The sequence below is a fragment of the Segatella copri genome (assembly GCF_009494835.1).
GTDB lineage: Bacteria > Bacteroidota > Bacteroidia > Bacteroidales > Bacteroidaceae > Prevotella > Prevotella copri_F.
This window is the reverse complement of the sequence record NZ_VZBE01000059.1, coordinates 1-24,847: the sequence shown is the minus strand read 5'-3', so window position 1 is coordinate 24,847 and position 24,847 is coordinate 1. Positions and strand designations below refer to the sequence as shown.

The 24,847-nt window shown below is 47.6% G+C and carries 17 protein-coding genes; 8 read left to right on the top strand and 9 right to left on the bottom strand.

Features of this window, described 5'->3' with window-relative positions; translation table 11 throughout:
- Positions 1-149: 149 nt before the first annotated feature.
- Positions 150-2,813: a thiol protease/hemagglutinin PrtT gene (locus F7D47_RS09195; RefSeq protein ID WP_153085869.1), complete on the top strand. Its 2,664-nt coding sequence runs from the start codon at positions 150-152 to the stop codon at positions 2,811-2,813.
- Positions 2,814-2,922: 109 nt separating this feature from the next.
- Here the strand turns inward: F7D47_RS09195 and F7D47_RS09190 are convergent, their stop codons facing one another.
- The 4 genes from F7D47_RS09190 to clpB form a co-directional block, all read right to left on the bottom strand.
- Positions 2,923-4,581, bottom strand: coding sequence for a fumarate hydratase (locus F7D47_RS09190; protein WP_022120419.1), 1,659 nt, complete (start codon positions 4,579-4,581; stop codon positions 2,923-2,925).
- A 43-nt stretch (positions 4,582-4,624) separates the two neighbouring features.
- Entirely contained in the window at positions 4,625-6,481 is a 1,857-nt protein-coding gene (locus tag F7D47_RS09185; RefSeq protein WP_153085868.1) for a DUF4954 family protein, read from the bottom strand.
- 28 nt (positions 6,482-6,509) lie between these two features.
- Positions 6,510-7,757, bottom strand: a complete 1,248-nt coding sequence (gene hflX / locus F7D47_RS09180) for a GTPase HflX (protein WP_153085867.1) — start codon at positions 7,755-7,757, stop codon at positions 6,510-6,512.
- 730 nt (positions 7,758-8,487) lie between these two features.
- Positions 8,488-11,004 (bottom strand): ATP-dependent chaperone ClpB, encoded by a 2,517-nt coding sequence (gene clpB, locus F7D47_RS09175; RefSeq protein WP_117694020.1) that lies wholly within the window; start codon positions 11,002-11,004, stop codon positions 8,488-8,490.
- A gap of 454 nt (positions 11,005-11,458) precedes the next feature.
- Between clpB and F7D47_RS09170 the strand changes: the two genes are divergently transcribed.
- The 6 genes from F7D47_RS09170 (at position 11,459) to rodA (ending at position 18,092) form a co-directional block, all read left to right on the top strand.
- Positions 11,459-12,052 (top strand): phosphoribosylaminoimidazolecarboxamide formyltransferase/IMP cyclohydrolase, encoded by a 594-nt coding sequence (locus F7D47_RS09170; protein ID WP_006847876.1) that lies wholly within the window; start codon positions 11,459-11,461, stop codon positions 12,050-12,052.
- 177 nt (positions 12,053-12,229) lie between these two features.
- Entirely contained in the window at positions 12,230-13,252 is a 1,023-nt protein-coding gene (locus tag F7D47_RS09165; RefSeq protein WP_006847875.1) for a rod shape-determining protein, read from the top strand.
- A gap of 31 nt (positions 13,253-13,283) precedes the next feature.
- Positions 13,284-14,156, top strand: a complete 873-nt coding sequence (gene mreC / locus F7D47_RS09160; RefSeq protein ID WP_022120424.1) for a rod shape-determining protein MreC — start codon at positions 13,284-13,286, stop codon at positions 14,154-14,156.
- A 29-nt stretch (positions 14,157-14,185) separates the two neighbouring features.
- Positions 14,186-14,683, top strand: a complete 498-nt coding sequence (gene mreD / locus F7D47_RS09155) for a rod shape-determining protein MreD (protein ID WP_022120425.1) — start codon at positions 14,186-14,188, stop codon at positions 14,681-14,683.
- A 63-nt stretch (positions 14,684-14,746) separates the two neighbouring features.
- Entirely contained in the window at positions 14,747-16,597 is a 1,851-nt protein-coding gene (gene mrdA / locus F7D47_RS09150; protein WP_153085866.1) for a penicillin-binding protein 2, read from the top strand.
- A gap of 31 nt (positions 16,598-16,628) precedes the next feature.
- Positions 16,629-18,092: a rod shape-determining protein RodA gene (gene rodA / locus F7D47_RS09145; protein WP_119229728.1), complete on the top strand. Its 1,464-nt coding sequence runs from the start codon at positions 16,629-16,631 to the stop codon at positions 18,090-18,092.
- A 45-nt stretch (positions 18,093-18,137) separates the two neighbouring features.
- Here rodA and F7D47_RS09140 read toward each other — a convergent pair whose 3' ends face one another.
- The 4 genes from F7D47_RS09140 to F7D47_RS09125 form a co-directional block, all read right to left on the bottom strand.
- Positions 18,138-18,620: a gliding motility lipoprotein GldH gene (locus F7D47_RS09140; protein WP_153085865.1), complete on the bottom strand. Its 483-nt coding sequence runs from the start codon at positions 18,618-18,620 to the stop codon at positions 18,138-18,140.
- A gap of 20 nt (positions 18,621-18,640) precedes the next feature.
- Positions 18,641-20,041: a regulatory iron-sulfur-containing complex subunit RicT gene (gene ricT / locus F7D47_RS09135; protein ID WP_228113317.1), complete on the bottom strand. Its 1,401-nt coding sequence runs from the start codon at positions 20,039-20,041 to the stop codon at positions 18,641-18,643.
- A 334-nt stretch (positions 20,042-20,375) separates the two neighbouring features.
- Positions 20,376-21,488, bottom strand: a complete 1,113-nt coding sequence (locus F7D47_RS09130) for an ATP-binding protein (RefSeq protein WP_153085863.1) — start codon at positions 21,486-21,488, stop codon at positions 20,376-20,378.
- Positions 21,489-22,445 carry a methylenetetrahydrofolate reductase gene (locus F7D47_RS09125; RefSeq protein WP_153085862.1) on the bottom strand — a complete coding sequence of 319 codons (957 nt, stop codon included), beginning with the start codon at positions 22,443-22,445 and terminating at the stop codon, positions 21,489-21,491.
- 205 nt (positions 22,446-22,650) lie between these two features.
- Here F7D47_RS09125 and xylE point away from each other — a divergent pair, with 205 nt between their 5' ends.
- A complete protein-coding gene (gene xylE / locus F7D47_RS09120; protein WP_153084743.1) occupies positions 22,651-24,102 on the top strand; it encodes a D-xylose transporter XylE in 1,452 nt (483 codons plus the stop codon).
- A gap of 19 nt (positions 24,103-24,121) precedes the next feature.
- Here the strand turns inward: xylE and F7D47_RS14945 are convergent, their stop codons facing one another.
- A complete protein-coding gene (locus tag F7D47_RS14945) occupies positions 24,122-24,274 on the bottom strand; it encodes a DUF4248 domain-containing protein (protein WP_228113320.1) in 153 nt (50 codons plus the stop codon).
- Between the last annotated feature and the right edge of the window lie 573 nt (positions 24,275-24,847).

The window sequence follows — 24,847 nt, the reverse complement described above, 5'->3', positions numbered from 1 at the left end:
ATGCTGTTTTTTGGTGCTATTTCTTGCATTTTTCAAAGAAAAGTTGTATATTTGCAGAAAACTTTCTGGATGATGGCAAAGTGTAGCTCATCTGATATTTCCAGAAGGTGGCGTAATTAACTCAATATCAATTATTAAGACCTGAAGAAATGAAAAAGAAAAAAGAAAGAAAAGAATGGAAGGGACTGAAAATGGGGAACCTATTTGTGGGATTCGTTGCTCTGATGATGACCTGTTCTCAAACTGTTCATGCCGAGGAAATTAACTGGCAGAAGGCGGCGGAGATTGCTAAGAGATATGTCACTCTGCCGCAAAACGACGGTATGAAAGCAAAGGAGAAGGGCAGGAAAAATAAGGCTGGTACACCTTATTATATATATAATGATGCGCGGGGACAGGGATTCGTTATCGTATCAGGTGATGACCAGATGGGTGAAGTGCTGGGATACAGCAAAGAAGGTAGTCTCGATACGCTCAATGCCAATCCCTGCGTAAAACTGCTGCTTTCGGGATACCGACAGACTTTCGAGGTGCTGAAAGAAGGAAAGGTGAAGGTGCAAAGCCATACACGCAACGGACTTTACTCTAAAACCGTAGCGCCGATGCTGAAAAGCAAATGGGGACAGTCGTATCCGTTTAATGCTAAAACGGGATATGAATACAGCGGCTGTGTGGCTACGGCTGTGGCTCAGATGATGTATTATCATCAGTGGCCGGCTCAGGGACAGGGAAAAAACGAATATGTGGTAACCTACTACCAGGACAAGAAAAGTGCGGATTTCAGTCAGTCGCATTACGACTGGGCCAACATGTTGCCCGACTACCGCTATCCGGTTCAGGCTACTCCTGCAGAGATAGATGCCGTAGCCTTACTGATGAACGATGTGGGTGTGGCTTCTTTCATGCAATATACGCCCAGCGCAAGTGGAACCCAGGGAGTCTTCGCCTGTCAGGCGCTGCAGAAGCATTTCGATTATTCGGCAGCCTACGTTACGAAAGCTGTAGAAGGACCGGGGAGGTTTGCAGAAATCCTGAGACAGGAACTGCTTAACGGATGTCCGGTTTATCTGGAAGGCAGACCAGCCGGTTCGGCTTCCGGTCATGCCTGGGTAACTGATGGTTTCGATGAAAACGGCCTCTTCCACATGAACTTCGGTTGGGAGGGTCAGGGCGATGCCTATTATTCGCTCACCAATCTCAATGTTTCGCAGACCGGAAGTGAGTTTCAGGGCAAACCGCTTGCCTTTAACCGTGCCATTACCGCCATCTTAGCTCATCCCAACAACGGGAAATATCCCGAAATAGAGCGCGGACTGCTGGAAACTTCGCCGCAGCTGATGTTCAACGAGGGTGGTTCTCTCAGCCTGAAAGAGGCGTCGGGAAAGTTATTCGACCCTTCACAGCCGGTAACTGTCGAGATGAATTCCTTCGTCAACAGAGGCAAGCCTTTCAGGGGTGACATCGGTGTTGCCGTTTATGATGAAGCAGGGAATCTCAAGCAGGTGGTTTATTCTGATGATCATCAGCAGGGAGGCTTTACGGAAAGACTTTATGGCGGAGAGCAGAAGGGATGGATGGGAACTGATTATCTTATCAATCAGGCTCAGAAAATCAGTCTCAGTCTTGCCGGTCTTGAAAACGGCTATTACCGTATCATTGCTATATGTGCAGCCCGGAAGGATGATGGTTCATGGGATGATTTCCTGCCGATGAAGAAGGCACCTGTTATCGGGGTGGAACTGAAAGACGGTGCCGGCCGCATCTCTGAAATCTGTTCGGAAGATGCCCGCTTCCAACTGATGGGGCAGCCAAGACTTGACGGCAAAGCTGAACAGGGCAGCAAGGTACGAGCCTTCTTCACTATCAAGAACCTCAATGGTGTGCCGCGCGACTGTTACCTGAGAGTGAAACTGCTGGATGAGAACCAGGAGGTTGTGTTGAGTACACGTGTGGACCAGCTGACCGAAATAGATGGTTTCAGCGAGACCGAAATCCCGATTCTCCTTTCGGTTCCTGCCCAGCTTGCTCCGGGATATTATCAGGTGAAACTGGAGATTACTTCGGATGAAGCCGAAACCCAGGATTGTCCGCTTAACGGTATCAACGATCAGGATGCAGCCTATATAGAGGTGGTAAAGGGAGAGGAGAAACCATTGATGGCAAAAGCTGAAGTCTTTCTGGCTGATGATTCGAACGAGAAGATAGAAACCGGAAGCGTCGATGTATCGAAGGTATCTCTCTTCAAGATGGGAGTTTCGCTGCGTACGACAGAAGACCGCAGTTACGAGGGGCATGTTTCCCTCATCTCTGAAGATGTACATACAAAGGAAGAAATAGAGGTAAATGGAATCAGCGATGATGTAACCGTCTCATCAGCTTTAGACGTGCCGCTTTACAGCTACTGGCTGCGCAAGAATAATCTGCCTTGGACCGACGGTCATACCTATCTGTTCAGGGTGATGGGCGAGATAGGAGGAAAGAAAGTGGAACTGAAGAATCCGCAGGAATCTTCTTATTTTCTCAAGCGAAAGGGCGATATCCTTATTCTCTATCAGGATATAGCTACAGGAATAGAAAATGCTACCATCTCTGATACTGAAACCGAGATCTGTCGCGAGGGACATCAACTCTTGGTTTCGGGCAAGGACGTGAGAAAGATTAAACTGTATAATACGGGAGGAAACCTGCTCAGACAGGCATCTGCTACGGATGGAAAAACAGTCAGTCTCTCTTTACAGGGTATCAGACAAGGCGTTTATCTGTTGCGGGTAGAAACTGGTATGCAAAGCAAGACATATAAACTGCTGCTTTAAACGGATGTTCCTGTTTCGGAAACAGAACAGGTTATCCGATATAAGTATAAAAAGAAAGCTCAGGGCTATCTGCCCTGAGCTTTTTTCATTATCATGATTTCAGTATCATTTACTTCTGGCATTCCTTGCAAGGAGTCCAAGGCTTCAACTGCTTGAAGAAGTCGTTGCCCTTATCATCTACGAGGATGAATGCAGGGAAGTCCTCTACGGTAATCTTCCAGATAGCCTCCATACCGAGCTCTGGGTACTCTACGCACTCGATGCTCTTGATAGAACTCTTAGAGAGAACGGCAGCTACACCACCGATAGTACCGAGGTAGAAACCACCATGCTTCTTGCAAGCCTCTGTAACAACATCGCCACGGTTACCCTTGGCAATCATTACCAAGCTAGCACCGTGATCCTGGAACTCATCTACGTATGGGTCCATACGGTTGGCTGTGGTAGGTCCCATAGAGCCACATGGATAACCCTCTGGAGTCTTGGCTGGTCCTGCATAGAGGATAGGGTGGTTCTTGAAGTACTCAGGCATCTCCTCGCCTGCATCCAGACGAGCCTTGAGCTTAGCGTGAGCGATGTCACGAGCCACGATGATGGTACCCTTCAAGTTAACACGGGTGCTTACAGGATACTTGGTCAACTCAGCACGAACTGCGTCGATACCCTTGTCGAGGTCAATCTCGATACCCTTGGTACCCTCACCTGGGTTACGGAGCTCCTCAGGAATCAACTCTGTTGGGTTCTCATCCATCTTCTCCAACCAGATACCGTCCTTGTTGATCTTAGCCTTGATGTTACGGTCGGCAGAGCAGCTTACACCCATACCGATAGGGCAGCTTGCACCATGACGTGGCAAACGGATCACGCGGATATCGTGAGCGAGATACTTACCACCGAACTGTGCACCCAAGCCAATCTTGTGAGCCTCTTCGAGGAGCTTGTTCTCCAAGTCGATGTCACGGAAAGCACGACCCGTCTCATCACCTGTTGTAGGCAACTCATCGTAGTACTTGATAGAAGCCAACTTCACGGTGAGGAGGTTCTTCTCAGCTGAAGTACCACCGATAACGAAGGCGATGTGGTAAGGAGGACATGCTGCTGTACCCAGACTCTTCATCTTCTCTACGAGGAATGGGAGGAGTGTGCCCTCATTCTGGATAGTAGCCTTGGTCATAGGGTAGAAGTAGGTCTTGTTGGCAGAGCCACCACCCTTAGCTACCATCACGAAGCGGTACTCGTCGCCCTCTGTAGCCTCGATATCAATCTGAGCAGGAAGGTTGCAACGGGTGTTCACCTCATCATACATATTGAGAGGAGCGTTCTGAGAATAGCGGAGGTTGTCCTGTGTGTAGGTGTTGTAAACACCCAGGCTCAGTGCCTCTTCGTCCTCGAAGTCGGTCCATACGCGCTGGCCCTTCTCACCGTGGATGATAGCAGTACCTGTATCCTGGCAGAATGGGAGAATGCCCTTAACGGCAGTCTCTGCATTGCGGAGGAACTGGAGTGCTACGTACTTGTCGTTCTCTGAAGCCTCTGGGTCGCTGAGGATCTTAGCCACCTGGAGGTTGTGCTCACGACGGAGCATGAACTCTACGTCGTGGAAACCCTGCTGTGCCAGCAAAGTAAGAGCTTCCTTAGAAACCTTGAGGATAGTCTTACCCTCGAACTCTGCTGTACTTACGCCTTCCTTAGAGATAAGGCGATACTCTGTCTTGTCCTCTCCAATCTGGAACATTGGAGCATACTTAAAATCTGGAGTTTTTGCCATAATGTTTTTTGTTATTTTAAACTGTTGAAATATTCAAGTCTAATTAATTCTCGTATTCTATTTCCTGGTCGAGGCTGTCGACGAAGTTGCGGAAAACCTCTTCCTCCACATCGCCCATGGCAAATTCTTTCTCAGCATCCTTTCGGATTTCTGCTATCCATGAGCGGCGTGCCTTGATATAATCTTCGTGTATGCGGTTGGCATCTTCGAGTGTGATGTCACTGATGCCGTAGTAATCGCAGATCATCTGGTAGGTCCATGCCCACTGGTAGTCGCGATAGTTGGCATTGATTTCTTCAAACCGGTCGAGCAACTGTTCTATATTCTCGATAGTTCCTTCCTTCACATCCCTAACGATGCCTTCTTCTTCAGAAACCGGGAGTAGGAGTCCCGAAAGATCATCCCAATCGCCCACGCCGACATGGCTGGCTGGAGGGGTGATGGCTGGGTCGCGCTTCAGTACACGCTTCAATACGGCACCCATGTAGATGCGGAGGGCGATATCATAATATTTGATGCCCTTGTGGAGCGATGAAGCCGGTATGATATATTCGTGATAGAGATACTGCGAAACGTTATCGCCCGTAACCTCGCGCAGGTTTTCAAGAATCTTCTTACCCTTCAGAATCTCGCCAACAGAATAAGGTGAAAGCCAGTCGAAGTTGACGATGCTCTTGCGGTTCTCCATAGCACGGAGATCACGCTTAGGCCATTTCTTGATGTCGCGGTACAGACCTACGGTAGTGATGTTTCTGCCCGGGATGAGGAACATCTTGTCGCCATCGGCAATGAGGTAGGCGAAAGGCAGGTTGCGGGTGTTTGGGTGGTGCATCAGCTTGCCGAAGCATACTGAGAAGGAACCCAGAGTGGCTGGCATCAGGAGATAAGCACCGCTGGCTGTCTTGGAACCGCGCTCCAGAATGCCCCAGTGCATAGGTCCCATCTTGTAGGCATGGTTGCTGAAGTTGGTGGCAGAACCGGCGTTATAGAAAGAGAACATGCCTCCGATAAGCAGACTACTCTTATGATGAGAAGCGGTGAAAGGACCGCAGAAGGCTGCACAAGCCTCGCCATTGCTCATATAGGAGTTGGCGAAGAATACGGAGGCTGATGCGGTAAAGCCGTTAGCCAGCTGGCAGGCTTCGCCTACGAAGCAATCCTGTATCTTTACGCTGTTGATGACGCTGGCGCCTTCAGCGATGATGCTGTTTTCTGTAATAACGCCTGTGCCTATATATACGTTGCCATGAACAGAGCCCAATAGCGTACAGTCGCTCAGACGGGAAGCACCGTTCACTTCACAGTAATCATTGATTACGCAGTTGGTGATCTCCTTGGTATTGATGATCTTCACATTGTTGCCAATCTGGCCCCGATCCGGCATCTTGTTGTCGATGTCGGTCTTGATGAGCTGGCGGATTTTCTCCTTCATTTCCTTGTCAGGGAAATGCTTCACCATGAAGGCTGCCAGCTGGCTGTTCAGATCGCTGAAGAGGATTACGTTGCCTTCGCCCACCTCGTTGAGTACGCTCACAAGATTTCCTTCGCCGTAAGTAGCTCCCTCGGTGGTTTCCATGGTCGAGATGTTTGAGATGTAGCAATCATCGCCAATGGTATAGTTGTTGATGAAATTGCCTACGTTTTCTATCAGACAGTCGTCGCCTATGGTTACATTGCGCAAGGTGGCATTGTTGATGCCCGAATGCTTTACGAAGCCCTGGCTCACCTCCACGTTCTTGTTGAAGGATCCGATGTTTATTTCGCCATAGAGCATCACGCGGTGCATGAAGTTGGGCTTGAAATCTTCTGATACATTGACTGAGGTCCAGTCTTCGGCCCAGCAGTCGTTATGTTTAAGCACCTCGATTTCCTCGGTGGTTAAAGGTCTGTAATCATTCATAACTTACTTGTTATTGATATTTATGTTCTTACTCATAATCCTGGTACAGGAAGTCGTTGTATGGATACTTCTGTACGTGCAACTCTCTTACTTTCTTGTAGAGTATCTCGCGGAATTCGTCGATGTTCTCCTTGTTCTTTGCCGAGATGAAGAGGCAGTCCTCATTGAGTTTTGCCATCCATGTCTTCTTCAGGTCTTCCAGCGGGATGTTCTCTTTCTCCATCGGTGTGAGGTCGTCTTCCTCTTTTTCTATCCATGAGTAGTTGTCTATCTTGTTGAAGATAATCATCGATGGCTTATCGGCGCAATCCAGTTCCTTGAGCGTATTCTCTACTACCTGGATCTGCTCTTCGAAGTCGGGATGTGAGATATCTACTACGTGCAGAAGGAGGTCGGCCTCGCGTGTCTCGTCAAGGGTACTCTTGAAGGAGTCGACCAGGTCGGTTGGCAATTTGCGGATGAATCCTACGGTATCTGCAAGGAGGAACGGCAGGTTGTCTACCACCACCTTGCGTACGGTGGTGTCGAGGGTGGCAAAGAGTTTGTTCTCTGCAAACACCTCGCTCTTGCTGAGCAGATTCATGATGGTAGATTTACCTACGTTGGTATAGCCCACCAGTGCCACGCGCACCATTCTGCCTCTGTTTTTTCGCTGTGTAGTCTTCTGCTTGTCGATTTCTGCCAGTCGCTCTTTGAGGAGACTCATTCTGCCGAGGATGATACGGCGGTCCATCTCGAGCTGGGTCTCACCCGGTCCACGCAGACCAACAGATCCCTTACCGCCACCAGATCCTGAACCACCACCCTGTCGTTCCAGGTGAGTCCAGAGTCTTTGCAGACGAGGGAGCATATAGCGGTATTGCGCCAACTCTACCTGGGTTTTAGCCGCAGCGGTTTGCGCACGCATGGCGAAGATATCGAGGATGAGTGAGGTGCGGTCCAGAATCTTCACCTGCAGTTCCTGTTCGATGTTACGGATCTGTTTGGCAGAAAGCTCATCATCAAAGATGACCATACCTACTTCTCTATCTTCCTCTTCTTCGTTTTTGATATATTCTTTGATTTCTTCGAGTTTACCCTTACCCACATAGGTGGTCTGGTTAGGAGAAACCACCTTCTGCGTGAATCGCTTTACGGTGACAGCCCCCGCAGTATCGGCAAGAAATTCCAACTCGTCGAGATATTCTTTTGTCTTGGCTTCGTCCTGTGTCTTGGTAATCAGACCCACGAGTACAGCGGTTTCCGCCTTGACTTCTGATATTACAAATTCTTTCATCTAATTTCTTTATATATATAATAATGTGAAAAGATAGTGCAAAGATAGTGTAAAATACAGAGAAAACAAAATATAGCATCAATATTTTAACTTTTTTATTAATGTGGCAGAAAATATTCAAAAGACACAAAATGCACAGCTGTATTTTAGCCACAACAGCTCACAAAGGGTCTTTTTGGTTCGCAAAAATTGTAAACGTTTACGTGGTTTTTTGCATAAAAAATCGAGATTTATTTGATTTATATCAATATTTGTCTTAATTTTGCACCCAGAAAAAGAATTGATTTTCAAAAACGAACAAATCATAACTACATAAAAAACACAAACTGCTGAAACATTCAAAAACTTCAAAAGCCTCGACGTGATGTCGGGGCTTTTTGGTTTCTTCTCATTCAGGAGCGATTTTTGTTGTACGCTACAGTAACAGAAGCTGGAACGTCGGCTATACTGCTGTTGCGTCATAGACAGATAATAATTTCAACCTAACAATAAAATGAAAATGAAGCAAAAAAAATGTATTGTTGGTATTTTGTTGCTCGGCGCGGTTTGTGCGTAAGCCAACAATTATGAAGTAACATCACCTGATGGCAGATTGGCGGTCAAGGTGGAGTGTGTTGATGGAAAAACAGTGTATAATAAATAAAAAAGGGTGGCAGATATCTGAATCTGTCACCCTCTTTATTTTATGTTTCAATCAGTTTTTTTTCTGCGGATTGGTTATCTGTAGGAATTATTGGTTTTTGAAGACCAATCCATCTGCATCTGTATGATCGATGGTAATTGGTTTCTCTCTGCTAACCTCTTCTGCAAGAATCTTCTTACTCAAGTCGTTCAAGACATAATCCTGGATAGCGCGCTTTACAGGACGGGCACCAAACTCTGGGTCGTATCCTACCTTTGCCAGATATTGGATAGCTGCAGGAGTCCAGCGAAGTTCAAAGCCCTGAGGCTCCAACATCTTCTTTACTCGCTTCATCTGAAGTTCTACAACCTCGGCAATCTGCTCCTGGGTCAACGGCTTGAAGGTAATGATATCATCAATACGGTTCAGAAACTCAGGACGGAAGGTCTTGCGCAACATCTCACGGCTTGCGTTGGAAGTCATGATGATGATGGTGTTCTTGAAGTTGACTACACGACCCTTGTTGTCAGTCAGACGACCATCGTCCAATACCTGCAACAGGGTATTGAATACATCGGGATGCGCCTTCTCAATCTCATCGAAGAGAACCACACTGTATGGTTTGCGGCGTACAGCCTCGGTCAACTGGCCACCTTCATCGTAGCCTACATATCCTGGAGGCGCACCGATCAGACGGGTTACGCTAAACTTCTCCTGATATTCACTCATATCAATTCGGGTCATCATCGACTCGTCATTGAACAGATACTCAGCCAGCGCCTTGGCAAGTTCCGTCTTACCTACACCGGTAGTACCGAGGAAGATGAAGCTGGCGATAGGACGCTTAGGATCCTGCAAACCGGCACGGCTGCGGCGAACGGCATCACTTACAGCGGTGATAGCCTCGTCCTGTCCGATGACTCTCTTGTGGAGTTCTTCCTCCAGGTGGAGCAGTTTCTCACGCTCGCTCTGCATCATACGGCTTACTGGTATTCCGGTCCAGCGGCTTACAACCTCAGCGATATCATCAGCAGTAACTTCCTCTCTGACCATCGCTGCGCCACCCTGTGTACTCTTCAGCTGCTCCTGAATCTTCTTGATGTCATCCTCGAGCGCCTTCAGTTTAGAATAGCGGATTTCAGCCACACGCTCGTAATTGCCTTCGCGCTCCATGCGTTCAGCCTCAAACTTCAGGTTTTCTATCTCCTGTTTATCCTGCTGAATCTTGTTGACGAGCGCTTTTTCGCCTTCCCATTTAGCACGGAAGTCATGCTCCTGATCCTTCAATTCTGCAATTTCCTTATCCAACTGCTGAATCTTAGGCTGGTCATTCTCGCGCTTGATGGCCTCACGCTCAATCTCCAACTGCTTCAAGTGGCGGGTAATCTCATCCAGTTCTTCTGGTACAGAGTCACGCTCCATTCTCAGTTTGGCTGCTGCCTCATCCATCAGGTCGATAGCCTTATCAGGGAGGAATCTGTCAGAGATGTATCTCTCTGATAACTTGACGGCTGCGATGCAGGCATCATCCTGAATACGTACCTTATGATGGTTCTCGTAGCGCTCCTTGATACCACGGAGGATACTGATGGCGTCTACCTCGTCAGGCTCATTGACCATGACGGTCTGGAAACGGCGTTCCAGCGCCTTATCCTTCTCGAAGTACTTCTGATACTCGTTGAGGGTAGTAGCACCGATGGCTCTCAGTTCACCACGAGCCAGGGCTGGCTTCAGAATGTTGGCTGCATCCATGGCACCTTCGCCACCTCCAGCACCTACCAGCGTGTGAATCTCATCGATGAAGAGGATAATCTGGCCGTTGGCGTTGGTTACCTCTTTAATGACGCTCTTCAGACGCTCCTCGAACTCACCCTTATATTTGGCACCGGCTACCAGCGCACCCATATCGAGAGAATAGAGTTGCTTGTTCTTCAGATTCTCGGGTACATCGCCACGTACGATACGCTCGGCAAGACCTTCTACGATAGCGGTCTTACCTGTACCAGGCTCACCTATCAGAATAGGGTTGTTCTTGGTTCTTCGTGACAGAATCTGGAGTACTCTTCTTATTTCCTCATCACGTCCGATAACTGGGTCCAGCTTGCCGCTTCTTGCCTGTTCTACAAGGTTTTTCGCATATTTCTCCAAACTCTGATAGTTATCATCAGCGCTTTGTGATTTTACGTTCTGTCCCTGTCTCAGTGCCTGGATGGCAGCGAGCATATCTTTGGCATTTGCACCAGCATCCTTCAGAATACGTGCAGCAGTAGAGTTGCCCTGTACGATAGCCAACAGGATAGGTTCTACGCTAACGAACTCGTCGCCCATTTTCTTGGCGGTATCCTCGGCATTCATCAGTATCTGGTTAGTCTCGTTGCTGAGGTACGGCTGACCGCCGCCCTGCACACGAGGCAGATGTTGCATCTCCTGACGTAAGAGCATGGCGATTTGCTGTCCGTTCATGCCCAACTTCTGGAAGATGTAGTTGGTCACATCGGTAGCCTTTTCAAGGATACCGCTAAGCAGATGCACCGGTTCGATGGTTTGCTGACCATTTCGCTGCGCAATGTTTACGGCTTCCTGTACCGCCTCCTGCGCCTTGATTGTAAATTTGTCGAATGTCATATTAATATCTCCTTTCTTATATTATATATTCATATTTGTGTTATTTGGATGAGCGCCGGAATCTCCTCTTCGGAAACCTCCCGGTGCGTTCCTCCCATCCTTTAGCGAAACTTATGCCTATTCGTTGAAAATCAATGGTTTACTGACAATCTGTCTTGTTTTGGGTAGATAAAAGATAGAAATAAGAGATATTTCCGGACAGAATGACAGAAGAAGACGGTTTGAGTACGGGCTGAAGGCCCAGGCTCCTTTCAGGGCGTGAGGGCTTACTGGCGAAAGTTCAGTACGCGAAGAAATGATAGAATTAGAATTCGCTCAGATTGCTTATTTCTTGATTTCTCTCAATTATCTTTTAAATATCCTTTAAATAATGCTATTTTATGGGGGGAAATGTTGTGTAATCAAAATAATCTTCGTACCTTTGCACCATCATAAATTATAATTTATAAGTTCAATGGCTGAAACAAAGAAAATCAAGACAGCGTTGGTGTCTGTCTTCCACAAGGATGGCTTGGACGAATTGCTCGCCAAGTTGAATGAAGAGGGTGTAAAATTCCTGAGTACTGGTGGTACCCAGAAGTTTATCGAATCTTTGGGTTATGAATGCGAGAAAGTTGAGGAGGTCACTACCTATCCATCTATCTTGGGTGGTCGCGTAAAGACTCTTCATCCTAAAATATTTGGAGGTATCTTGGCTCGCCGTGACAACGAGGGTGACCAGGAGCAGATGAAGGAATACGAAATCCCTTCTATCGATCTCGTCATCGTAGACTTGTATCCTTTCGAACAGACTGTAGCTAGCGGCGCTAGCGATGCTGATATCATCGAGAAAATCGATATTGGCGGTATCTCTTTGATCCGTGCAGGTGCCAAAAACTTCAAGGACGTGGTGATCGTTCCTAGCAAGGCAGAATACGGCGTTTTGCTCGATATCCTGAAGAAGAAGGGTGCTGAGACAGATATCGAAGACCGCAAGATGTTTGCAGAGCGTGCATTCGGTGTAAGCTCTCACTACGATACTGCAATCCATGCATGGTTTGCTAAGTAAACTCTCGGAAAAATAAAGTAGTTAAGGAGTTAAGAAGTGGAAGAAGTCAGGACAAGTGTCTGCGGGGATTCTATCCCCGGTATATGACAGACTGTTGCCGTGGCTTCTATGCTCCTTTAACTCCTTAACTCCTTAAATAAAAAGAAAATTTTAAGCTTAAAATAATTTAGAAACGAAATGGGATTTTTTTCATTTATTCAGGAAATCGCAATGGACTTGGGTACAGCCAATACCATCATTATCAGTGATGATAAGATTGTAGTGGATGAACCTTCTGTTGTAGCCCTTGACCGCCGCACCGACAAGATGATTGCTGTGGGCGAGAAGGCTAAGATGATGTACGAGAAGACTCATGATAATATCCGTACTATCAGACCATTGCGTGATGGCGTGATTGCCGACTTTACTGCCTGTGAGCAGATGATGCGTGGATTGATTAAGATGGTTCATACTGGTAGCCGTCTCTTCTCTCCTTCACTCCGTATGGTTATCGGTGTACCTTCTGGTTCTACCGAGGTTGAGCTTCGTGCAGTGCGCGACTCTGCCGAGCATGCCGACGGACGTGATGTATATTTGATTTTTGAGCCAATGGCAGCCGCTATCGGTATCGGTATCGATGTTGAGGCTCCAGAGGGTAATATGATTGTTGATATAGGTGGTGGTTCTACCGAAATCGCTGTCATCTCATTGGGTGGTATCGTATCGAACAACTCAATCCGTACAGCCGGTGACGACCTTACTGCCGATATTCAGGAATATATGAGCCGTCAGCACAACGTGAAGGTTTCTGAGCGTATGGCTGAGCGTATCAAGATTCATGTGGGCTCAGCTCTGACCGATCTGGGTGATGAGGCTCCAGAAGATTTCATCGTACATGGTCCTAACCGTATTACAGCGTTGCCTATGGAGGTACCTGTATGCTACCAGGAGATTGCTCACTGTCTGGATAAGACCGTGGCAAAGATTGAGAACGCTGTGCTCTCAGCATTGGAGAACACACCTCCTGAGCTTTATGCCGATATCGTGAAGAATGGTATCTGGCTCTCTGGTGGTGGTGCTTTGCTCCGCGGTCTCGACAAGCGTTTGCAGGATAAGATCAATATCCCATTCCACATCGCAGAAGATCCATTGCACAGTGTTGCCAAGGGTGCTGGTATTGCGTTGAAGAATGTAGACCGTTTCTCATTCTTGATGAGATAATCAGAACTTATTCTAATAGTAAGAATAAAGTATGCGCAACCTTTTAGAGTTTTTAGCGAAATACAACCATTGGTTTGTCTTCCTGATTCTTGAGGTGGTGAGTATGGTGCTGTTGTTTCAGTATAACAGCTATCAGGGCAGTGCCTGGTTCTCCTCGGCTAATGCCGTAACGGGTAAGTTGTATGAATGGGATGCGAATGTAGAAACATTCTTCTCACTTACCAAGGTGAACCAGGAACTGACACAGCGCAATGCATATCTCGAACAGGAGGTGCAGAAACTTTCCGACAGTCTCGTGAGCGTGACCAAGGATAGCAGCATCTACCATCGTGACCAGTTTGCATTGCTGAGAAACTATCGTCTGATTCCGGCTAAGGTAGTGGCGAATAGTGTCGATAAACCCGGCAACCTGATGACAATTGACAAGGGTAGCGCGGATGGCATCCACAAGGATATGGGTGTAATCAGCGGTACGGGTGTTGTGGGTATCGTGTATCTGGTGGCAGAACATTACGCTATCGTGATTCCGGTATTGAACACGAAGTCGAACATCAGTTGTATGATTCAGAATAGAGGCTATTTTGGCTATCTGCGCTGGAAGGGTGGTGTGTCTGACCTTGCCTATCTGGAAGAGGTGCCACGTCATGCTCACTTTAAATTGGGTGACTATGTGGTAACGAGTGGCTATTCTGCTGTATTCCCTCCTGGAGTGAGAGTAGGTAGGATATTGCACGTGTTCAACTCCGCCGATGGACTGTCGTATCGCGTACAACTTCGCCTCTCTACCGATTTTGCCCGTCTGCGTGATGTATGTGTAATTGATGATGCCGCCATGAAAGAGCGGTTGGAGATTATGCGTGCAGCACAGGATAGCATCGCAACAAATGGAGACAATAATCAATAATGACGTATAGTAAGAGGATATAAAAAGCAATGAGTATAGATTTAGTGAAAAGACTAGCTACCTTTGTGGTGCTCGTGCTGGTACAGGGATTGGTGTTTAATCATATTCATCTATTCAATTGTGCCACCCCCTTGCTGTATATCATTATGGTACTGCATTTCCGCCGCAACCATCCTAAATGGGCGGTGTTATTGTGGTGCTTTATGATGGGGCTTTGTGTGGACGTATTTGCCAATACGCCAGGTGTTGCAGCAGCTTCGATGACTGCCGTAGGACTGCTACAACCTTATTTGTTTGAACTTTTCGTACCGCGTGACAGCGCCGACGATCTGGAACCGTCCATGCGTTCTATCGGCGTAGGTGCATATTGCTGGTACGTATTCTTCATCATTCTCGTTTATAATCTATTGTTCTTTACACTCGAAACATTCAATTTCTTTAATTGGGTTCACTGGTTGGAATGTATAGGCGGAAGTACGGTTATCACTTATATATTGGTGATGGCGACAGAAAGTTTCAGAAAGTAAGATTCCGGATAAGTGATGAGAGAGAAAAGAACACGATTTTTAGTTTGCTATATATAATAAGGTATGTTGGATTACAATCTTGAAAAACGTAGATTCGTTATCGGTGGAGTGGCCATAGCTATTGTGGTCATTTACATGATTCGTCTGTTTACGCTTCAGATTATGAGCGACGACTACAAGAAGAATGCCGACAGTAATGCCTTCTTGAAGCATATTGAGTTTCCCGCCCGTGGTGCCATTTACGACCGTAATGGTAAGCTGCTGGTGTATAATCAGCCGTCTTACGATCTGATGGTGGTCATGAACGAGGAGAGCGGCAGGCTTGATACGATGGATTTCTGTAATTCGCTGGGTATTACGAAAGAGTTTTTTATCAAGCGAATGAACGATATCAAGGACCGCTCTAAGAACCCGGGCTATTCGCGCTATACCCAGCAGCTTTTTATGGGACAGCTGAGCGACCGGGATTTCTGTGTGTTCCAGGAGAAGATGTTCCGATTCCCCGGTTTCTATGTCCAGAAACGTACCGTCAGAGAATATACCTACCCTTATGCTGCCCATGTGCTGGGTGATGTGGGTGAGGTTTCGCAAAGCGATATTGAAGATGATGACTACTATCAGGCTGGCGACTATATCGGAAAACTGGGTATCGAGAAGTTTTATGAGAAGCAGCTGCGTGGTGAGAAGGGTGTGAAGATCATGCTGAGAGATGCCCACGGAAGAATACAGGGTAGCTATCAGAATGGTAAACTCGACCAGAAACCTGTGGCTGGAAAGGACTTGACGCTGGGATTGGATGTCAAGTTGCAAGCCTTGGGCGAACGTCTGCTCCAGGGTAAAATCGGCAGTATCGTTGCCATCGATCCTAGAACGGGCGATGTGCTGGCTATGGTTTCTTCTCCTTCTTACGATCCAAGACGTCTGGTGGGTAGAAACCGCGGCAAGATGCACAAGTGGCTCTCGCAGAATCCTTGGAAACCGCTCCTGAACCGTAGTATTCAGGGACAGTATCCTCCGGGTTCTACCTTTAAGACCAGCCAGGCGCTGACCTATCTTACTGAAGGTATCATCACACCGGGAACAGCATTCCCATGTAATCATGGTTTCTCTTATAAGGGTCTGCATGTGGGCTGTCATGGTCACCCGTCGCCTATTTCGCTGGTTGATGCCATCAGTACCTCTTGTAATGGTTACTTCTGTTGGGGTCTTTACTATATGATAGGTAACCGCAAGAAGTATGGCAGCGTACAGAATGCGATGACCTTATGGAAAGATTATATGGTGAGTATGGGATTCGGATATAAGTTGGGCATCGACTTGCCTGGCGAGAAACGCGGTCTGATTCCGAATGCACAGTTCTATGATAAGGCTTACAAAGGTTCATGGAACGGACTGACGGTAATCAGTATTTCTATCGGTCAGGGTGAGGTTAACCTTACGCCGTTGCAGATAGCCAACCTGGGTGCTACCATTGCCAACAGGGGATACTATTATGTGCCTCATGTAGTGAGAAAGGTGAAGGGAGAACCGCTTGATACGCTCTATACCCGACGCCATTATACCAAGGCTTCCCGACGGGCTTACAACTATGTGGTAGCCGGTATGAGAAGTTCGGCACTGAAGGGAACCTGTAAGCTGCTCGGCCGCTACGATTTCGAAGCTTGCGGCAAGACGGGTACGGCACAGAACCGTGGCCACGACCACTCTGTATTCATGGGCTTTGCTCCGATGAACAACCCGAAGATTGCCATTGCCGTGTATGTAGAGAATGGTGGTTGGGGTGCTGACTATGGTGTGCCTATCGGTGGTCTGATGATGGAACAGTATCTCAAGGGTAAGTTATCTCCTGATTCTGAGCGCAGGGCTGCAGAGATGCAGGCCCGTAGAATCGCCTACGGATTAAGCAGTAGATAGTTTTCTGTTAATAGTTTATAGTTTATAGATTATGATCGATAATAAACAACCTAGTGTGCTTGCTTCACTTGACTGGTGGACGATAGGTCTTTATCTGGCACTCCTCATCTTTGGATGGGTGAGCGTCTGTGGAGCCAGCTATAACTATGGTGACAACGAGATATTCAGTCTGGGTGCCCGCTCGGGTATGCAGATTATATGGATTGGCACATCCATAGCACTGGGATTGGTAATCCTGCTGCTTGATGACCGGTTTTACGATACCTTCTCGTATGTCATCTATGGCGTCCTGATACTCTTGCTCTTTGCTACGATATTCAATCCGCATAGCATCAAGGGTTCCCACTCCTGGCTGGTGTTGGGACCGCTCCGACTGCAACCGGCTGAGTTCGGTAAGTTTGCTACGGCTCTGGCGGTAGCCAAGTTTATGTCAAGCTATGGTTTCAGTATGCAGAACCTGAAGCATTTCATGGCAGCCGTAGGCATTATCGTTCTGCCGATGCTCTGTATCGTAGGTCAGCGCGAAACGGGTTCTGCCTTGGTTTATCTTTCATTCTTCCTCATGCTTTACCGCGAAGGAATGCCGGGTGCCATTCTCTTTACCGGCGTGTCGATGGTGGCTTACTTCGTAGTGGGTGTGAAGTATGAGAACGTGATGATGTGGGATACCTATACTTCTGTGGGTAAGTTTGTTGTGCTTCTGCTGGTGCAGATTTTTACGGCTGGCATGGTGAACTCCTATACGGGCGATAGGAAACAGGCACTGATAATCCTTGCCTATTCGGTAGGCATTACGCTGCTCTTCGTGCTCTTTTCTACCTATGTCATTCCGTTCGACATTGTGTGGATCCAGCTCTTCCTGTGTGCTATGCTCATCGGATTCCTGGTTTATCAGGGACTGAGAACCCGGTTCCGGAATTACTTCCTCATCTCCATCTTTTCGTTGGGAAGTATCGCTTTCTTCTATTCTGCCGATTATGTGTTGAATCATGTGATGGAACCTCATCAGAGAGTGCGTATCAACGTACTGCTGGGACTGGATGAAGATTTGGCTGGTGCGGGATATAACGTGCATCAGAGTGAGATTGCCATTGGTTCCGGCGGACTTCAGGGCAAAGGTTTCCTCAATGGAACGCAGACCAAACTGAAGTTCGTGCCTGAGCAGGATACAGACTTTATCTTCTGTACGGTAGGCGAGGAGGAAGGTTTCCTCGGTTCGGCAGGCGTGCTGCTGCTTTTCCTGGCTTTGATATTGCGGTTGATGCATCTGGCTGAGCGGCAACCTTACAAATTCGGGCGTATCTACGGCTATTGTGTCCTGTCGGTATTCCTCTTCCACCTGTTTATTAATGTGGGAATGGTGTTGGGTTTAACTCCGGTTATCGGTATTCCGCTGCCGTTCTTCAGTTATGGTGGTAGTTCGTTATGGGGATTCACCATCCTTCTTTTCATCTTCTTGAGAATTGATGCGGGAAGGAACTTAGTGAGAAGTTAAAAAAAAGAGTGAACAGATTGTTGATGAATCTGTTCACTCTTTTTTTTATTGTATCTTGGAAATCTTGATGCCGATGTCACTCACGCCGGGCAGGATTTCTCTTTTCATATCATGTCTGATGGCTACGTGTATGGAATCGCCCTGATGCATCTGATAGATGTTGATAGGGAAGTTATACTGATAGTAGCTGATACCCTGTCCTTTGCTCACGCCGTTTTTGTCAATCAGCTGGCAGTTTACCGTATCTATCTTGCATTCGCCAGGCATCTTTCTGTTTCTGTGATAAACCGTCTGTTCTACGATGAGCGTAAGTCCCATGAACGGATAGGCACCTGTAATGCGAAGTCCTAGGCTTTGCCTGTAATGCCCGGGCTCGAGTAGAGGTGATACTTCGAATGATAGGGTGTCGTTCTTCTCCCATCCTGCAATCGGTGTATGGGCATACTCATCGTATACGGTCGAACCGCTGCAGGCAGAGAGAATGTGAACGATCGCTGTCAAAACGATGAAATAAACTGTCTTTTTCATCTTTTTCTAGCTCCTATTCTTTATTCCTGTGGGGCATTATTGCCCTGTGGCTTGTTTCCACCCTGAGGGGCGTTATTGCCTTGAGGCTTGTTTCCACCCTGCGGCTTGTTACCGCCCTGCGGCTTGTTTCCCTTGTTAGGACGTCTGTCGTTTCTTGGCTGGCGGTTGTCACCCTTAGGATGATTGCCCTGATTACGGTTGTCGCGGCGCTGGTTGTTTGGCTTGCCTTCATTCTTCTGAGGTTTGTTGTCGCCATTCAGCGCGCGGTTCTCGTTCTTCTGAGGCTTGTTGTCTCCCTCCTGCTGGCGAGGTCCCTTGTTCTTATTGTTCTTCTTCTTCTTTTTCTTAGCCTTGTCAAAGCGGCTCAAATCAGCTTCGGCAAGCAGGTCGACTGGCTTGGCTACAGGTTTTGCCTTACCGTCTTCCAGCAGACTCAATGGCTTCTCGCCCTGACGGTTCATTTCGATGATAGCCTTGGCACGCTCGATACTGATGGTTTCGAGGTTGGAAGCCAGGTTCTTGTCAGAAGAGTAGGTGATAAGACCTGCCAGGATATCCACCTTGAACTGATGGAAATCACCGTCGGCTGTCTGCAGTACGGCATCCTTAGGAGGTAACTTTCTGCTAGCCTCTACATAGCTGTCTACCTCGTAGTTGAGACAGCACTTCAGTTTGGCGCACATACCGGCAAGTTTCTGAGGATTCAGTGAGATGTCCTGGTAGCGTGCTGCATTGGTGCTAACGCTGATGAAGTTCTTCATCCAGGTAGCGCAGCAGAGTTCTCTGCCGCAAGGACCCGTTCCACCGATACGGCCTGCTTCCTGTCTTGCACCGATCTGTTTCATCTCAATGCGTACATGGAAGGTATCGGCAAGAACCTTGATGAGCTGGCGGAAGTCCACACGTTCGTCAGCGATGTAATAGAAGATAGCCTTATTGCCGTCTCCCTGATATTCTACATCACCTATTTTCATCTTCAGTCCCAGGTCTTTGGCAATCTGGCGACTCTGGATCATGGTAGCGTGTTCACGGCTCTTAGCCTCCTTGCATTTGTCAAGATCCACCTGCTTGGCGATACGGTAGATACGCTTGATATCATCCTGCGACTTGAGGTTTGCCTTCTTGATCTGGAGTTTTACCAGTCTTCCGGTCAGCGTAACCACACCGATGTCGTGACCAGGGTTAGCCTCTACAGCCACTACATCGCCCTTCTTCAGGTCGAGGTTATTCACATTGTGGTAATATCCCTTACGGGTATTCTTGAACTGTACCTCCACGAGGTCAGTACTTTCAGCATTGCCAGGTACATCGGCAAGCCAGTCGTATGTGTTTAGCTGTCTGTCCTGTCTTCCTACGCCCTTAGCGCACAGACCACGGTCGCAGCCGTTACACATCCTGAATTTCATATTTTTGTAATCCACGATAATCTGATTTATAATGTATAATTTATAATGTCATAATTTATAATGAACAATGAACAGAACTTTCGCAAGTTTTGCCCCATACGCCCTGTATTGCCCCATACGCCCTGTTTTGCCCCATACGCCCTGAAAGGGCAGAAGCTCCTAGCCCAGGGCATCGCCCTGGGTTATTACGGGCGCTAGTTTGTCGCCCTGTAAGGGCAAAAGCTTTAAAACTCCAAACAAGACATAAAGCTTTTGCCCTTACAGGGCGCCTTGTTGTCTGCCATTATACCCAGGGCGATGCCCTGGGCTAGGAGCTTCTGCCCTTTCAGGGCGTGCTGCTTCTGGAGCTTCACTTCCTAAGCAGGAGGACGATGATTTTGAGCGCCATATCGAAGAAAACGATTTTGGCATTGGCATTTTGCGAAATCATGCGCTTGCTGTCTTCGAAGAGGTTGGAGATGTCAATGATGTTTGCCTCGTTGATGAAGCGGGCAAAGTTCTTGGCAAAGTTCTCCTCATCCTGCGTCATGTAGCTCAGTTCCGGATTCCGGAAGTTGTACATGAAACTTTCTCTGAGCATGTGCATAAAGTAGTCGAGCATGCGTTTCTGCTTTTCTCTTCCGAAGGTGGCTATCACATCGGTCCACTTCTTGAGGTCACCAATCTTGCGCATGTAAGCCAGTCGCATCAGCATGATGAACATGTCGAGATGTTGCCGGTTTTCGTTTCCTGCATCCAGTTCTTCGAGTGCGAGGTTCCAGTTGCCGTTGGCGATACGGGCTATGCGGTGTGCCGTTTCTGGCTCCAGCGCCCTCCGTTCCGTCAGCGCTTTTTCCATCTCAGCGGTTTCTATCTTCTTGAAGTCGATACGCTGTGTACGGCTTCTGATGGTTTCGAGCAGCAGTTCCGGATTCTCGCTTACCAGCAGGAACACCGTCTGGCGTGGCGGTTCCTCCAACAGTTTCAGTATCTTGTTGGCACTCTGGATGTTCATACGTTCCGGGAGCCATATCAGACTTATCTTATATCCGCCCTGACTCGACATCATCATCAGTTCGTGAGAGATGGCATCGGTTTCTTCGGCAGTGATGATAGCCTGTTTGTTATAGTCGGCATCCGTCTTGCCCATCTTCAGCATCCAGTCGCTAATCTGGATGTAGGGACCTTTAGAAAGCAGCAGCTCTCTCCATTCCTTGATGAAGTCGAGGCTCACCGGTTTATGTTCGCTGCCCATATTGGCGGTCTTGATGGTAGGAAAGGTGAAGTGGAGGTCCGGATGTTCCCATTTCCTGAGCATCGGTGAATCGCCCAGAAGATAGCTGGCAAAAGCCAGTGCCATCGCCAGTTTGCCGCAACCCTGCGGGCCGCAGAACATCAGCGCATGGGGCAAACGGTTCTCCTGAACCATCTCCATGAGACGGTTCCATACTTCTTGCTGACCTATAACTTCATTTTTTTGCATTTAAAACAGTATTTTTGCTATTTGCTTGACGCTGTCTACAGCCGATACGGTAAAGAAGTGAACATTGTTGTAACCATGTTCGAAGAGATCTTGCACCTGAGCGGTTGTCCACTCGATACCGAGCTGCTTGGCATCATCGTCAGTTTTACATTTCAATACCTCCTGTGCGAGTTCTTCAGGAATATCGCAGTGGAAGGTTTTCGGCACTACAGTGAGCTGGCTCAACTTGGCGAAAGGCTTGATGGCAGGAATGATAGGGATGGTTACGCCCATCTGTCGCGCCTTTTCAACGAAAGCATAGAACTTTTCGTTGTCGTAGAAGAGCTGGGTAACGGCATACGCTGCGCCCAACTGTTGCTTCTCCAGCAGATGCTGCATATCCATTTCGAGGTTTGGCGCCTCTTCATGCTTCTCCGGATAGCAGGCTACACCGCAGCAGAACTTGTCGCCCGGGTGCTTGATGGGAGTGCCATCAAAGAAGAAACCTTCATTAAACTGATTCACCTGCTTCAGAAGGTCGGTGGCATGGGAATGACCATTCTCGGTTGGTGTAAACTGCCGGTCTTCTTTCGCCTTGTCTCCTCGCAGAACGAGAATGTTGCTGATGCCCAGAAACTGGAGGTCGAGCAGTTCGTACTCGATGTCTTCCTTCGTAGCACCGCTGCAGATAATATGAGGGATGACAGGTATGTCGTACTTATTCTGTATAGCGCCTGCGATGGCTACGGTGCCAGGGCGGCGGCGCACACGCTGGCGGGTGAGGAGACCGTTTTCCAGTTCCTTGTATACATACTCGCTATGGTGCGTAGTGATGTTGATAAAGCGAGGACCAAACTCGCTCAGCGCATCGATGGTACGGAAGAGTGCTGCTGTTCCGTTACCTTTCAGCGGAGGTAAAACCTCGAACGAAAAGCCTCGCTTATCGCCCTGCTGATGTAGAAAATCTGCTATGTTCATATTACCTAAATTCTATGTTTCTTCTTATTTTGGTGCAAATTTACAAAAAAAATAGGGGAAAACCGCATGTTGAACGTAATATTTATAAAGAAAAAACGTATATTATCAGGTGGGGATTGATTTTTTGCATGAAAAAAGGAGATTTCCTGCCGGTAAATGCTACGCTATTCTACAGAAAAGTGATTAAAATTTAAACCTAAGAATAATGGAACAAAAACAAACGGGCTCAAGAGCCTATCTTATTTCAATTGTGATGGTAGCCGTTTTGGGCGGCTTGCTTTTCGGTTATGATACCGCAGTTATCTCGGGAGCCGAGAAGGGTTTGCAGGCATTCTTCATGGGTGCTGAGGATTTCACCTATACCGATTTCTGGCATGGATTCACTTCTTCCAGTGCCCTCATCGGTTGTATCATCGGTTCGGCACTTTCGGGTGTGCTGGCTTCTAACTGGGGCCGTAAGCGCTCGCTGATCTTTGCGGGTGTGATGTTCTTCATCTCTGCATGGGGATCGATGTGCCCGGAGTCTTTGGTGTTGCCAAAGGGCGAACCTAATCTTACGCTTCTCGTCGTGTTCAACATCTATCGTGTGATTGGCGGTATCGGTGTGGGTCTGGCATCTGCTGTATGTCCGATGTATATCGGTGAGATTGCGCCTAGCAACATCCGTGGTATGTTGGTCAGCTGGAACCAGTTTGCCATCATCTTCGGTCAGCTGGTGGTTTATTTCGTCAACTTCTTCATTCTTGGCGATCATATTGCTCCTGCTATCCAGAGTGTGGGCAATGGTATGAACCAGATTCTGAATGGTGGCGAGGCTGCCTGGGCTATCGAAACCGGATGGCGCTATATGTTTGGTTCTGAGATGGTTCCGGCGGGCTTGTTTGCTCTGCTTATCTGCTTCGTTCCGGAGACTCCCCGTTATCTTGCCATGGTTGGTCAGGATGCGAAGGCTGAGCGTATTCTGGCTCGCATCAATGGTGCTGAGGAGGCTAAGAAGATTTTGGATGACATCAAGAATACGGTTACTGAGAAGAAGGAGAAGCTGCTTACTTACGGTGTGCTCTGTATCTTCGTAGGTGTGATGCTTTCTGTATTCCAGCAGGCTGTAGGTATCAATGCCGTGCTCTATTATGCTCCTCGCATCTATGATGCCATGGGCTTTGACAATCCGATGGTCTTGACCGTATTCAATGGTATCGTGAACCTCGGTTTCACCTGTGTAGCTATCTTTACGGTAGAGAAGTTGGGTCGTAAGCCTTTGCTCATCACCGGTTCTCTGGGCATGGCATTGGGTGCCATTGGTGTAGCCATCACCTTCGGTAATCCTCATCTGCAGTTGTTGTGCATGGTATCTATCATGGTTTACTCTGCATCATTCATGTTCTCTTGGGGACCAATCTGCTGGGTACTTATCGCCGAGGTATTCCCTAATACGATTCGTGGTGCTGCCGTAGCGATTGCCGTAGCCTTCCAGTGGATTTTCAACTGGATTGTTTCTACCTCTTTCGTTCCGATGGCTAACAGCCTGGGCTATTGGTTCACCTATGGCCTGTATGGTGTTATCTGTATCCTCGCTGCCATCTTTGTATGGAAGCTCGTTCCTGAGACCAAGGGTAAGACATTGGAGGATATGACCAAGCTTTGGAAGAAAAACTAAGTTCTTATTCTGTGAAATATCAAGACCGCCAGGTGTAGAAAGAAACGCCTGGCGGTCTTTCTTTATGCCCCCGGCTCGTCAGCTTAATCCATACCATGATATGACGGCGCGCTGTCGCCCCGTCGGTTGTGTCGGGAAAGTAGAGCAGACCCAGCTCGGTCTTGCTGTACATACGTTGGGGATAATTCATAAGCTTTATATTTTTTATGTTGCAAAAGTAATATTTATTTCAGACTTATGCAATTTTTTGAAGAGAAAAAATGCATTTTAATAGCTGATTTGTTGAAAAAAAAATCTTTTTCTTCCCGTATTACGTATAGTGTAATTGATGTAAATGTATATATATAATATACTTGGTATAGTATAGGAAAGAAAAATTAGCATTTAACTGTCTGATATTCAAAGTCTTGCATTTTTAAGATTTGCCAAGATAGTCATTCGGGCATATCAGAAAACACATGATTGGCCCTGATGGTACCTATTATTGGCCCTCATGGTACCCTCTGAAAGACTAAATTGCCCTGGTAGTCATTGCCCACCCAAATGAGGTAAACAAACGATGTTCTTCCGTTTACCAACTGATGTGGCTGCGTCGGGTTAAGGATATGGCTGAACTGGGTTACGCAGACGGCTGGATTCGCTTACTCAGACGGCTGGACTCGCTGATTGAGCCACTTGAGTAATCTGACAGAGCCACTTGAGTAAGCTGATTGAGCCACTTGAGTAAGTTAACTGAGCCACTTGA